This is a genomic window from Rhizobium sp. SVR5-2C, from assembly GCF_056755115.1.
Genome location: NZ_JBNDHT010000087.1, coordinates 1 through 12937, shown reverse-complemented (window position 1 = coordinate 12937; position 12937 = coordinate 1). Strand labels below are relative to the sequence as shown.

The 12937-nt window shown below is 58.7% G+C and carries 13 protein-coding genes and 2 pseudogenes; 12 read left to right on the top strand and 3 right to left on the bottom strand.

The features are described 5' to 3' along the window. The first annotated feature begins 6 nt into the window (after positions 1–6). Genes coxB through ACPYOI_RS22595 form a run of 6 tightly spaced genes read left to right on the top strand, consistent with a single transcriptional unit; the run spans position 7 to position 5026 of the window. A complete protein-coding gene (gene coxB, locus ACPYOI_RS22620; RefSeq protein WP_168832373.1) occupies positions 7–936 on the top strand; it encodes a cytochrome c oxidase subunit II in 930 nt (309 codons plus the stop codon). Beyond that, positions 933–2840 (top strand): cytochrome c oxidase subunit I, encoded by a 1908-nt coding sequence (gene ctaD, locus ACPYOI_RS22615; RefSeq protein WP_481423380.1) that lies wholly within the window; start codon positions 933–935, stop codon positions 2838–2840. Before coxB ends, ctaD begins: the two co-directional genes overlap by 4 nt. Further along, positions 2837–3442: a cytochrome c oxidase subunit 3 gene (locus ACPYOI_RS22610; protein WP_481423379.1), complete on the top strand. Its 606-nt coding sequence runs from the start codon at positions 2837–2839 to the stop codon at positions 3440–3442. The genes ctaD and ACPYOI_RS22610 overlap by 4 nt, the downstream gene beginning before the upstream one ends. Continuing rightward, positions 3436–3747, top strand: a complete 312-nt coding sequence (locus tag ACPYOI_RS22605) for a hypothetical protein (RefSeq protein WP_481418027.1) — start codon at positions 3436–3438, stop codon at positions 3745–3747. Before ACPYOI_RS22610 ends, ACPYOI_RS22605 begins: the two co-directional genes overlap by 7 nt. Continuing rightward, complete coding sequence (locus ACPYOI_RS22600; protein WP_481418026.1) at positions 3735–4613, top strand: cytochrome c oxidase assembly protein; 879 nt, start codon at positions 3735–3737, stop codon at positions 4611–4613. The genes ACPYOI_RS22605 and ACPYOI_RS22600 overlap by 13 nt, the downstream gene beginning before the upstream one ends. After that, the gene (locus ACPYOI_RS22595) at positions 4610–5026 is read left to right on the top strand and encodes a c-type cytochrome (RefSeq protein WP_481423378.1); all 417 of its coding nucleotides are present in this window, start codon (positions 4610–4612) and stop codon (positions 5024–5026) included. Before ACPYOI_RS22600 ends, ACPYOI_RS22595 begins: the two co-directional genes overlap by 4 nt. Before the next feature lie 2 nt (positions 5027–5028). On the opposite strand, the gene ACPYOI_RS22590 is transcribed toward ACPYOI_RS22595, so the two are convergent. Both ACPYOI_RS22590 and ACPYOI_RS22585 read right to left on the bottom strand, forming a co-directional pair. Continuing rightward, entirely contained in the window at positions 5029–5940 is a 912-nt protein-coding gene (locus tag ACPYOI_RS22590; protein ID WP_481418025.1) for a c-type cytochrome, read from the bottom strand. Between the two features lie 530 nt (positions 5941–6470). Then, positions 6471–7226 (bottom strand): annotated as a pseudogene (locus tag ACPYOI_RS22585) (PQQ-dependent sugar dehydrogenase); the annotation flags it as partial. 414 nt (positions 7227–7640) lie between these two features. Here ACPYOI_RS22585 and ACPYOI_RS22580 point away from each other — a divergent pair. The 3 genes from ACPYOI_RS22580 to ACPYOI_RS22570 are packed head-to-tail and all read left to right on the top strand — an operon-like array spanning position 7641 to position 8384. Further along, positions 7641–7883 carry a hypothetical protein gene (locus ACPYOI_RS22580; RefSeq protein WP_481418024.1) on the top strand — a complete coding sequence of 81 codons (243 nt, stop codon included), beginning with the start codon at positions 7641–7643 and terminating at the stop codon, positions 7881–7883. A gap of 5 nt (positions 7884–7888) precedes the next feature. After that, on the top strand, positions 7889–8206 hold the full coding sequence (locus tag ACPYOI_RS22575) for a DUF2934 domain-containing protein (protein ID WP_481423377.1): 318 nt from the start codon (positions 7889–7891) through the stop codon (positions 8204–8206). A gap of 22 nt (positions 8207–8228) precedes the next feature. After that, positions 8229–8384, top strand: coding sequence for an entericidin domain-containing protein (locus ACPYOI_RS22570; protein WP_481418022.1), 156 nt, complete (start codon positions 8229–8231; stop codon positions 8382–8384). Positions 8385–8904: 520 nt separating this feature from the next. Here ACPYOI_RS22570 and ACPYOI_RS22565 read toward each other — a convergent pair. After that, positions 8905–9987, bottom strand: coding sequence for a YihY/virulence factor BrkB family protein (locus ACPYOI_RS22565; RefSeq protein ID WP_481423376.1), 1083 nt, complete (start codon positions 9985–9987; stop codon positions 8905–8907). A 189-nt stretch (positions 9988–10176) separates the two neighbouring features. On the opposite strand from ACPYOI_RS22565, the pseudogene ACPYOI_RS22560 reads away from it, so the two are divergent. The 3 genes and pseudogenes from ACPYOI_RS22560 to ACPYOI_RS22550 all read left to right on the top strand — a co-directional run. Then, positions 10177–10903 (top strand): annotated as a pseudogene (locus ACPYOI_RS22560) (flavodoxin family protein); the annotation flags it as partial. A 361-nt stretch (positions 10904–11264) separates the two neighbouring features. Next, the gene (locus ACPYOI_RS22555; RefSeq protein ID WP_481418020.1) at positions 11265–12122 is read left to right on the top strand and encodes a glucose 1-dehydrogenase; all 858 of its coding nucleotides are present in this window, start codon (positions 11265–11267) and stop codon (positions 12120–12122) included. 406 nt (positions 12123–12528) lie between these two features. After that, the coding region (locus ACPYOI_RS22550; RefSeq protein ID WP_481423375.1) for a cyclic nucleotide-binding domain-containing protein at positions 12529–12937 on the top strand (409 nt) is incomplete at its 3' end.

Here is a 12937-nt window from a genome sequence, read left to right as displayed (position 1 = left end):
ACGGGCATGCAGTCCGCACTCCACGCCGAAGGCCAAGCTGCCGTTGCTTTGAAGCAGCTGATCCTGCTCATCGTCATCGTCTGCGCCATCGTATGGTCGCTTGTGGTGCTCGTGCTTGCTCGGGCCCTCTTGCGCATCCACCGTGAGCGCTTCGACGATCGGCGCGAGCGAAAGATGCGCAGCGCGGTCTACGCAGCAGTCGTTGCGACCGTGGTCATTATCAGCGGACTGACGATTGCAAGCTTCTACACCACGCATGCCATTGGCCAGGCGGCGGAGGACGCCCTGACGGTCCGGATTCGCGGCCAACAATGGTGGTGGCAGTTCATCTATGTCGATCCGATCTCCCGAGCGGAATTTCAGACGGCAAATGAATTGCACATTCCGGCAGGCCGGGATGTGAGGCTGCAGTTGGAAGGCGCCGACGTCATCCACTCGTTTTGGGTTCCGAGCCTCGCAGGCAAGCAGGACCTCATTCCCGGCCGAACCAATACATTGACCATTCACGCGGAGCGGCCGGGTGTTTATCGAGGCCAATGCGCTGAATTTTGCGGGCTGCAGCACAGCCACATGGCGTTACTGATCGTTGCGCAGAGCGAGGCTGACTACCGGCGGTGGCTGGAGGGGCAGCAGCGCGACCGCGCGCCGCCTGGGGATCCGGAAGGGGCTGCGGGCGAAGCAATCTTCATGAGTAAACCATGCGCCGCCTGTCATGCCGTTCGTGGGACGCCGGCGTCGGGCACGACCGGTCCGGATCTGACGCATGTCGGAAGCCGGCAGACGATTGCAGCCGGGCTGCTGCAAAATACTCGCGGCGCGCTCGCGGCCTGGATTGCGGACCCCCAGACGCTCAAGCCGGGCAACAACATGCCGCTGGTGACGCTTTCGAGCGACGAGCTTCAAAAGGTTTCTGCATACTTGGAAAGCCTTAAATGACAAAGCATGATGCACCGCCGACCGATAGCGAATTCGATGACGAGAGCATCGATATCCAGCTGCGACGGACCTGGAATACTCCATCCGGTTTCTGGGGCGCGTTGACGACGGTTGACCATAAGATTATCGGCCGCCGCTACATCGTCACTGCTTTCGTTTTTCTTCTTCTTGGCGGCGTGTTGGCACTTGCGATGCGTTTGCAGCTGGCATCCCCCGAAGCCCGGTTCCTCAGCCCGGACCGGTACAATCAGATATTCACCATGCACGGCTCCAACATGATGTTCCTCTTCGCCGTGCCGGTAATGGAGGCGATGGGGGTGTATCTGATCCCTCTTATGGTAGGAACCCGCAACATTGCCTTTCCGCGCCTCAACGCCTTTTCCTACTGGATCTTCGTTGCGGGCGGCATTTTACTGTGGGTGGCATTTGCATTGGACGCGGGACCCGATGTGGGTTGGTTCGCTTACGTTCCGCTTTCCGGCCCCGAATACGGAGCCGGCAAGCGCGCTGACATCTGGGCGCAGATGATCACATTCACCGAGTTGTCAGCGCTCGCGGTCTCCGTCGAAATCGTGGTGACCGTTTTAAAGCAGCGTGCGCCCGGCATGTCGCTCGATCGCATACCGCTGTTTGTCTGGTCCATGCTGGTAACGTCATTCCTGGTCATCATGGCGATGCCGGCAATCATGGTGGCGAGTTCGTCACTCATTCTAGATCGCCTCGTGGGAACCCATTTCTTCAATCCGGCAGAAGGTGGCGATGTGCTGCTCTGGCAGCATCTCTTCTGGTTTTTCGGTCATCCGGAGGTCTATATTATCTTTTTGCCTGCCGTCGGAATGGTCTCGACGGTGATCTCGACCTTCGCCCAGAGACCCGCCTTCGGATATCTGGCTTTGGTCATGGCTTTGATCGCCACTGGCATCTTGGCCTTTGGATTATGGGTCCATCACATGTTCGTGGTTGGACTGCCGCGCCTGGGCGAGAGCTTTTTCACTGCTTCGAGTATGGCCATTGCGATTCCGGCCGGCATTCAGATCTTCTGCTGGCTTGCAACGCTTTGGGACGGGCGTCCGATCTTCAAAACACCGATGTTGTTTATCATCGGATTCATAGTCACATTCGTGCTTGGCGGCCTGACGGGTGTGATGGTCGCCTCCGTTCCCTTCGATACGCAGGTGCATGACACCTACTTCGTGGTGGCCCACTTCCATTACGTGCTCATCGGGGGAGCGGTCTTTCCCCTGTTAGGGGCCGTTTACTACTGGTTTCCCAAGATGACCGGTCGGATGATGAGCGAACGTCTGGGCCGCTGGGTCTTCGGGCTGATCTTTGTCGGCTTTCATCTCACGTTCTTTCCGATGCACATCCTCGGGCTCATCGGCATGCCGCGCCGCATATACACCTATCAGCCGGAAATGCCGTGGGCCAATCTGAACCTCTTCATCAGCCTGAGCTCGCTTGTATTGGCTTGCGGCTTTCTCATGTTTATCATCGACGTCATCCGTAGCGCGCGCAGCGGCGCGATTGCCGGGCCGAATCCCTGGAATGCTTCGACGCTGGAATGGGCGACACAATCTCCTCCGCCTGCCTGGAACTTTCGCCGCATTCCGGTCGTGGAGGCGCGCGAGCCCCTTTGGGCAAATTCTGCCGAATTGAAGGTCGTCACCGGCATGCGGCTGGATCGACGAGAACTCATCGTTAGCACAGTTGTCGAGGGCGTGCCCGAAGCCCGCGAATCCTCGCCGATCAATTCCATCTGGCCCCTACTGGCGGCGCTCGCGACATCAGTCATGTTGATCTGGTCAATGTTTTCTCCTTGGGCCGTGGTCTGGGGATCCATTCCCATTGCAGCAGCCTTGATTGGCTGGTTCTGGCCGAAAGGCGTGCCGGAGGACGAGTCATGAATGAACGTCCGGTTCTCGATGTTTCCCACCTGCCGCTCGCCGGCATGGGTAGCGCAAGTCTCACCTGGTGGGGGACGCTGGCATTCATGCTGATCGAGGGAACCGGATTTGCCCTTGTGATCGCCGTCTATTTGTACCTGGCAAGCCTCGCCGGCCAATGGCCCATCGATGCCCCTTTGCCGGATCTGCTGCCCGGCAGTGCGCTGACTGCACTGCTTGTTGCCAGCCTTGTTCCGAACCTTCTCCTTTCTCACTGGGCCAAACAGAAACAGCTCGCAAGAGTCCGCATCGGCATGATCGTCATGGTGCTCCTCGGCATCGCCCCTCTGGTCCTGCGGGCCTTCGAGTTTCCGGCCGTGCACGTCAAGTGGGATACCAACGCTTACGGTTCCATCGTCTGGGTCCTCCTCGGCCTGCACACCACTCATATTCTCACGGATCTCATCGATACCCTGGTGTTGGCCTGCCTGATGTTCACCCGTCATGCCGACAATCCGCGGCGTTACGGAGACGTTGAGGATAATGCGATGTACTGGAACTTTGTTGTGGCGACATGGGTTCCGCTCTACCTGTGTCTCTACTGGATACCGCGCCTATGGTAGTATCGCTGATACGGCTGAGCGGCTTGGTTGCAGCACCCCTTATCTGGGCTGCGAACACGCAGCTGGGGCAGATTCTGCCCTATTCCGACTGCCGGACGCACGTGCCGTTGTCGGCGGCCGTTTCGATATTGCTCACCCTTGTGACAGTGGTGGCGGCACTTTTCCCTCTTGCGGAGAGAACGCCTGTCGCGTCGCGAACGCCACTATTTGTCAATCGTCTGAGCCTGCTCACTGGCCTGGCCTTTTCTTTCGCCATGCTGATGCAGTCCGCCGCAACCTTGCTGATCGATACATGCCAACGCTGATCGTCCTATCGATCCTGCTTTTCTCGGCTGCGCCTCAGGCCGCCGCTCATGGCACGGAAGTGCATGCCGGCAATCTGCCGTGGAGCTTTGATCCCTTTGTCGTCTGCCTCCTTGCCGTCGCCGGCACTTTATACGTCATGGGTTCGTGGAAGCTGTGGCAGCGTTCCTCCGCAGTACATCTCTCCATGGCTTGGCGCGGTATAGGCTTCGCCGCCGGCTGGTTCACCTTGGCCATGGCATTGGTGTCTCCGCTGCATTGGCTGGGGGAACACCTTTTTACCTTTCATATGATCGAGCACGAAATCATCATGGCAGTCTCAGCGCCGCTTTTCGTCCTCGCCCGGCCGGCAGCTGTCTTCTTGTGGGGACTGCCGAATGGCATCAGACGATGGATTGGAGGAAAGATGGGGACGTCGCCGGCTCGAGCAATTTGGACAGGGTTAACCGGCGGAACCGTTGCCACCATTCTACATGGGGTGGCGATATGGGGGTGGCACGCCCCTGCCCTGTTCGATGCCACGGTGACGAATGTCGCACTTCATCGTCTGCAGCATCTGAGTTTTTTCGTGACGGCCGTTCTTTTCTGGTGGGCGATCCGCTGGCGCAGCGATTTCGGCGTCGCCGCTTGGCATGTGTTTCTCACCATGCTGCATACTGCTCTTCTCGGAGCTCTGATCGCGCTTTCGCCGCATGTTCTTTATCATGCGCAGACGCAGGCGGCCGGCGACTGGGGCCTTACGCCTCCGGAGGATCAGGTACTGGCCGGAATGGTCATGTGGATTCCGGCAGGAACTATCTATGCCGCGGCCGCATTGGGTCTCATCGCATCGTGGATATTGAATTCCAGCCGGGCGAGGTGGACATGACGGATATTTACTTTCCCAACAGATATTGGGCAGTGACGCTGCTGGGCGGAGCAGTCATCGGCCTTGTCGCGGCGGTTTCTACTCAAGCCCTAAAGACCCGGCAACAAACGATGGAAACAGCCCGGCTTCTAACGCGCGGTGATCCCACCCACGCGCCGGAAATATTCCGGCAGTACGGATGCGCAGGCTGTCATACCATTCCCGGCGTCGCGGGTGCAGATGGGAAAGTTGGAGGCGATCTGTCCGGCCTGCGCGAGCGAGTCTACATCGCCGGCGTTGCCAACAACACACCTGACGATCTCATCCGCTGGATCGTATCGCCCCGCGTCTTTTCTCCTAAAACGGCAATGCCCGAGACCGGAATATCCGACGCCGAGGCGCGGGATTTGGCCGCCTACCTGTATGCTCATTGACCTCAGGGGTGTGGAGTGGGACGGACAGGCAGTGATTTGATATAGACCGCGATAGCGTCCCTGTCGCTTTGCGGCAGCAGGGCTGTATTGGTCACGACGGCGGCCATCGATGAGCCCACGCGCCCATGGTTGGGCGTATTGCCGCTCTTGAGCACCTCGGCGATCTCGCCTTGAGACCAGCTGCCAATCCTCGTCGGCGTGATATTGGGAACGAAACCTGTTCCCTCCGGATCCGCGCCGCCGGCAAATCGCGTGTCGGGTTTGACTGCGCCGAAGTAATTGCGCGTGGAGTGGCATTCTGCACAATGGGCGATGCTCTCGGCCAGGTAGGCTCCGCGGTCGTGGCTCGGATTGCCGTTGAGCTGTGCTTGAAGCTTGCCTTCATGAAAAAACAAGATCTTCCAAAAGCCGACAAAGCGCCGGAAGCGAAATAGCGCGGCTAAATCGTGCGGAGGTGCACGGCCCGACACCGGCGGCAACGTTCGCAGATAGGCGAACAGGTCCTTCACGTCTTGCAAAGACATGCCTGTATAGCTCGGATAGGGAAATACCGGATAATAATGTTTTCCTTGCGGTGAAGTGCCTTCAATCATGGCATTGGCCAGATCGGCGACCGTCCAATTTCCGATGCCGTCGGCGCGATCCGGCGAGATGTTTGGGGGGCGGAAAGTCCCATAGGGTGATGCGAGGGCAAGGCCGCCGCCCAAATGGAGCCGGTCAGGCTGTCCGGGCGTGGCGTGACAGGACGAACAATCACCGGCCGCAAAGACAATCTGGCCCTTTGCTGGATCACCTGAATCCGTCAGCCCCGGATCGTTCGGTTCGAAGGTCCGGTTGGGTTCGCTGAGCCACCAAGCGACGACGACCGCGGAGAATACGGTCAATAACGCGATCGGCACCGACCACTTGGGCATGATAGTCCATCTCAAGACACCAGGTTACCTTATTAACTCTCTATGCATGCAGCCGTTCCTCTCCGGCCGTATTTTCGCGAGTTCCAGCTTCAATGTGCATTGAAGCGGCGGGGCCCCCTCGCCCGCAGCCCCTTTGAACATAGGAAAACCAGCCGCACGCACTCCTGCTTGGGCCAAAGCGGCTCAAGCGGAATGCAAACTTGAGCGGGATCAACGCGGGATCGAGCGACGCGAGCTTTCGCTCGCCTATCTTAAAGAGCAGGCATCCGCGAGGCTGAACCGTTTGCCATTACCGTCCAAGGTTTTCCAAAACCCGCCCAGGGTGACCCGGGCTGATCCCCTGACCTTGTCAAAGGCTAATCAAGCAGTCGGGTGAGACACGAGCCAAGCTGTCAACGAAGCTCAATGCTTCAACTTGCGACGCGAAATTCGCCGGCTGCAAAGAACGCCTTTGCCGGTCGTTGACTCAGACGTCACCCCGACAAACGTCCGAACCTTCCTGTCCCCTTGCACTCGCGACACGTCTCAAGGTTGACGTCGTGCAAACCCGAAGCGAAAACCCGCGTTCTCCGGCTAGCGAGATCAACCTTCAGCACCGCGGCGCGGCTTTTCTCCGCCGCGATGCCATTTTCGCCGACATTGCTGTTTTCCGAAGCTGACGTAGAGCGTCCGTCCGTCGCGACCGGTAATTAGATCCTTGGTCCATCGGTGATTGATGTCGCCGGCTGGTAGATCGATGACCTTTTGCGGCCGCGCCGTTATTCGGATCTGCCCGGGAGAATAAGGGTAGGCAACGATCGCATCGGTGTGGGCGACATAGAGCTTGCCGTTTAACAACGCCATGCCGAAGGGCGAATTGAGACCCTCAATGAACGCAGTGCGCAGGTCAGCGATACCATCATGGTCCGTACCCCGCAGCAGCGTGATGCGGTTGGCGCTCGTCGTCGCCGCGCCGGCCCGCTTCATCGCCACCGCCATGAAAATCTTGCGCAGGCTGAAGCCGCTCTCCTTCTTGGTGGGCGCATTTGTCTCCGCAACGAGCACGTGGCTATTCGGCAGTACATGCATCCAGCGCGGGTGATCGAGGCTACCAGCAAAGGCGTTCACTTTCAGGCCCGGCGCTGGTCTCGGTCTCACGCCACAAGGCATCCTGTCGCGTCGGCGATGTTGATTGTCGGAATTAGCATCGGTTTGGGTTCGGGAAGCACAGGATCGCGGCCGTAGCCCCCGTTAGTCGCCGTTATTGCAGTTTGCTGTGTGGAGGCGCCGACACAACCGGCGGCGATCGATCCGAGAAAACGATGACCGGAAGCCCATCGTGAGCGGAGCTCTCAGAAAACTCATCGTGAGCACCTCCAAGCGGGATGTGCCTCTTGGCATCAGCGCAAGACGACACAGCATCCCGAATTATTCCTCCTGCCGCGACCTCCCGGTGCTTTGACCATTCACAAAGGAACATTTCTTGGCTTGGAAGTAAACGGTGTCAGCTGACACTCGCGCATCAGCCTTCGACAGTGCCGAAGATGCCACTCTTGGCCTCAATCTCATAATGGGTGAGTAGCAAATCATAGTCGGCAGTCACCCCGCCGCCGAGCGAATTCGCGATCGGGGCACTCATATATCTGCATGCGTCCTATTGTAATAATATCGAGGAACCGACGCCTTCTCCGGCAGTTCTCCTTTCACGAAAGGAGAACCCAATGACGAACGATCCCGAAGCCGGCTTCACCGGATCACCATCTGAGAAACCCGAAGGCGTCCGGAAGGTGGCATCTGACACAGCCAATGCGATAAAGAGAGAGGCCAATGCTGTCGCCGCAGGCGCGGCAGACCACCCGCACACCGCGAGCACACTGATCCTCGGCATTGGAGCGCTGGCCTTCAGCATGGGCTATCTTCTTGGCCGATCGTCCGCCACCACCAGCCGCCGGTATTGGAGATAATGACCATGGCAGGCGGCGGTGATTGGATGGAGGGGATTAAGGAAAATAAAGGACGAGCTATACCCGTGCATGAAGACGAAGTGCGGAAACGGGCCTATGCCATTTGGGAGCAAGAAGGAAGACCTGACGGTCGTCATGAGGACCACTGGATCGAGGCAAAGCGCGAAATCAAACGGGAGTCAGGTGAAATCGTGGTTGGCGATTTTCCCAACATGGATGCCCTGAGGGAAGCCGCGCGCGAGCATACCGACGCGTTCCTTATTGCAACTGACCTCGAAGATCGCGATCAGCGCGAATCCTCGGCAGGCACAGAGCAGCCTTGAGTACGGTGAAAGGAGAAAGATGATGAAGACACTGACAACAATTGTGGCCGCATGCTGCATCCTGCTTTCACTCGCCGCCTGCGGCAATACTATCCGTGGGATAGGGCGAGATACTGCCAATACGGTCAATGCGACGCAGAACGCCGGTAATCGTGTTGCTAACGCTGCCGCCCACTAGGAAGAAAGAGCCGCCGGCCTTTGCGCCGACGGCTCTAGAAAGCGGAACATCGGTGGCAAAGGCGACAGACCAGCGTCAGGCGTGCGGGCACTTACCACTTCCAAAACGGTTCGAAATAATGGCAAGAGCTCTGGGCCGCATCACACGTAAAAGCATAACCGCGACCGGGTTTTGGCACCGGCGCTGCCTCGGCCGTCCCGAGCGACAACGTGCGTTCTTACGGGTCAGGACTTATGAAAATCGCCCATTGCGTGACGAATTTTGACGAGAAGGAAAAACACAGGAACCTACACCTTTTCGAGTCTTTCGATGCGGTCAGGGACGAAATCCGTCTCTCACCTTCGGGTTGGCAGCATGGGCGAGCTCGCCAAGCATAAGCCTTGCTTCGCGCATGTTTGCTTCCATCCGTTCCATGCTGCCAAACAAAATGGATGAATTGCTATGGCCCCAAGAGTCCATCACACTGGCACCGGCATAAATGACCGCGAGAAAATGGCTGCGAAGGCGGCGTTCGTGCCGGTCAACGGGGTTCGTCCGCAGTCTCACCAAGGGTGTCCGCCACATAGGCTCCGCGCGACCCCATCGGCAACGGCGCTCCCGTGGTGGTGTCCTTCGCCGTCTGGTGTTCCAGTTCCGCGTTCAGCTCGCCTCCCAGGATCAGGATGACGATCGACAGCCATATCCACACCAGGAAGCCGATCAGCGCGCCGAGGGCGCCGTAGGTCGCGTTGTAGTTGGCGAAGTGGTTTAGGTATAGCGAAAATCCCAGCGACATTGCAAACCACGAGACGGTTACGAGAGCGGCACCCCACGTCATCCATCGAAACTTGGCGGGCTCGCGGCTTGGACCGAAGCGGTATACAGCGGTGGTCGCTGCCCCCGCGATCAAGAGCATAACGGGCCACCTCAGAAGCAGGGCCATGTGCTCCTTGACCTGGTCGAGCCAAAGATAGGAAAGCACCACAGGCATGACGGCGACCAGCGCTATCATTGTGGCGGCAGAAATCATCGCGCCGAGAGTGAAGCACAGCCCTATGAGGTTAAGCTTGATCAGTCCTCGCTTTTCTCTCTCTTCATAGGCCACGTTCATCGCATCAAAGACCGCGAGCGTGCCGCTATGCGTGCTCCAAAGGGCGATAGCAAGGCCCACGAAGAAGGTGATGCCAAGCGTCGAGCTGCGGCTTTCGGCGAGGCTCTTGATGCGATCGGCGATGAGATCGAAGGCGCCCGGCGGAAGCACGCCTGAGAGCTCCTGCAGGTGGTCAGCCATGGTGACCGGATCGGCGATCAGCCCATAGAGCGCGACGAGAGCCGACAACGAGGGAAACAGAGCCAACAAGAGGTAGAACGTCACCCCAGCCGCGATGAGTGTCACACGATCATCGCTGACTTCGTGAACCACCCGCCAAAAGACATCGCGTAGCCCTTTCACAGGTATCGCCTCGGGGACGTTTGCGTCCCTGCCGCGGCCAGCCTCCCGTTCATTCTCCGCTGACCTGTCTGTCAGGGGGTCATGTGTGCCCTTCAGCGCGACGAGTACGCCGCCCACCACGACAAGGAAGGCAGCAATACCCGAGAGCTTGGTGCGCGGACGACTGAGCATGGGTGACTCCACTTCAGCAGGATGCAATTGCGGTAGCAACGGTTCTCACGAGGATGCGCTTCCCGCTTACTCACCCCCGATTTGGGAACGTTCTCCTAAACTAAGCGCGAGAAGCCCCCAAAGTTCCGCGTGGCGATGCCCGTCTCGAAACAGCGCGACCGCAAAGCGCTTCTCCTCGTGTCCTTGCCGCTGCGCAGCGGTTCATCCCGAAGCGAGCACACCTGCCCGGCGAGATTTCGAAGATCTTCAGGATGATGGAGATCGCCAAGGCCGTGCTCGAGCAGAATCCGCGCGTCAAGGTCGAGATTCTCGACCTCAGCCGCATCGCGTCTGAATACGGCCAGCAAATCCACCATGCAAGGCATGCCTTTCCACCTCGGCGGCGCTCTGCCACTGGCCCTGCTCGTGCTATCCGAACTACTCGCTGGGTCAAATCCACGACTGGATGAACGACATTTACCCGATGTGGGTCGAGGCCCATGGCGTCATGATCGTGACTCCGGTCAACTGGTATCAGACTTCCTCGCCCTCAAGCTGATGATCGATCGTCTGGTCTGCGCCGACGGTGGCAATCCCGATCCGACCACGACGCATGGTAAGCACGCCAAGGAGGCGAAAGAAATAGAGATGAAGGGCTGGAACTATCCCCGGCATCTTGCCGGCCGGCGGTTTTCCCGAGGAAACGGAAAACGTTCGGCGCGGCCTTTCGGATTGGCTGAAGTCGATGGATCTGGTTCCCGCCGGAACGCTGGCCGAAATCGACCGGTATATCGGTTATTGGGAACCGTATGCCACAAACCATGTGGCATACGAGCAAGATCACGGCATACAGGACGAGGTGCGCAATGCCGCGCGGACGCTGTACGCAGCGGCGGTGGCAAAACGACAGGGTCAGGTAGCCGCGGATCCGGCCTAGATCAACCCCGAGAGACGTAGGTGACGGCGATGAAAATCTATGCAATCGCGCTGTTCATCCCCGGGGCTATCGCGCTCCCTCTGGCCTAGCCGCCCTTCCTCGCCGATCGCACTTTCCCGGCTGATCTCCTGCATGGGAACTCGATCGATAACATTCGCTGAGCCCGGCACCTGACGGAACCGTTCATCGCGCCCTGCTGGCCCGAAGAAAGGCCGTCCTCTGCTACGGCGCGGCGCTAACGACTGTTCCAGTTTCCAGCTACAAACCCAGTCGCGTTGGGAGCTCGACCGAGGTACGGAACCACGAACCGGCTCACAGGTTTTGGATGACAACCGAGATGATTCCAAACAAGGAGCCGACGATGACCAGCTATCCGACCCCGCCATTCAGCACGCCCAAGCAGCCTATGCCCGGCAGCACGAATGCAATGTCGCCCATTCCCGACCATGGAGAGCAGAGTTACCGGGGATCCGGTCGACTTGCAGGACAGAAGGCGATCATCACCGGAGCGGATAGTGGCATCGGCCGGGCCGTCGCCATCGCCTTCGCCCGCGAGGGCGCCGATGTGCTCGTGTCCTATCTCAACGAAGATGACGACGCGCAAGAGACGAGATCCTGGATAGAGAAGGAGGGCCGCAAGGCCGTGCTCGTCTCCGGAGACATCCAGAACGCGGAGCATTGCCGCAAGATCGTCGACACCGCTGTTGCGGAATTTGGCGGCATCGACATCCTTGTCAATAACGCGGCGCATCAGGCGAGCTTTCAGGATATCGGTGACATCAGCGATGAGGAATGGGAGCTTACATTCCGTGTCAATATCCACGCGATGTTCTATCTGACAAAGGCCGCCGTCCAGCACATGAAGCCGGGCAGCGCCATCATCAACACGGCGTCCATCAATGCTGACAGCCCGAGCCCCCACCTGCTCGCCTACGCGACGACGAAGGGCGCGATCCAGAACTTCACGGCGGGTCTCGCTCAGATGCTGGCTGACAAGGGCATCCGCGCAAACGCGGTTGCCCCCGGCCCGATCTGGACTCCGCTCATTCCCTCGACGATGCCCGAAGAAGCTATCAAGAACTTCGGAAAGCAGGTTCCAATGCAGCGCCCCGGTCAGCCGGCAGAGCTTGCGACGGCCTACGTGATGCTGGCCGATCCGCTGTCCAGCTACGTGTCGGGTGCGACGATCGCTGTCACTGGCGGCAAGCCGATTTTGTAGTACTTGGACCTGTCGAGTTTCCCCTGTTGGAATGGTACTACTTCCGCAACGGTGACACGGGACATATCCACGACTTCATCCATCGACGTCGTCGCCAGACTCGAACAGATGCGCGCAGGCGAAGGTCGTCGTCGATTTTGGTATCGTCGACCTTCCCAGCGGATAGAAATCATGGACCGGATCGACGCAGCATTACGCCGGGACGGCGCCCTTGATCAATGCTTTAGGACTCGCGAGCCATTTGAATGGCTAGGAGCCATGGAACAAACAAGAGATTGCCGTGTTCCAATGTCGGAAGCCTACCGGATAGAAAGGAGCTTCGCACCAAGTGGGTAAATGTGATTCAGGAGACCGCGCGGCCTCTACGGACCGAGGTATTTGGTGATAGGGCCCGCACGGAGAAGCAATGTTCAATAGGATTCTCAACCTTCTCGAAGACAGCGACCGCGAACGATTGCTAAAGAATTTGGAACCCGCATACCTGCCGCGTTTGACAGTGCTTTCTGAGCCGGATCAGCCTCAAGACTATAGCTACTTTCCCGAGTCCGGCATTGGCTCGATCATGGCTGTTTCGCCCTCTGGAGAGACCGTCGAAGTGGGCATTTTCGGCCGGGAAGGAATGACGCCTCCGAACAGTCTCTTTGAAGACGATCAAGCACCCTTCAAAGTGTTCATGCAAGTGGATGGGAGCGGTCACAGGATCAGGAATGAGCACTTGTTCGCGGCCATGGTCGAAAGCCGGCCGATGCGAAAGCTCCTGAGCCGTTACGCGCAAACGCTGTTCGTGCAAACGGCCTACACCGCCCTTGCAAACG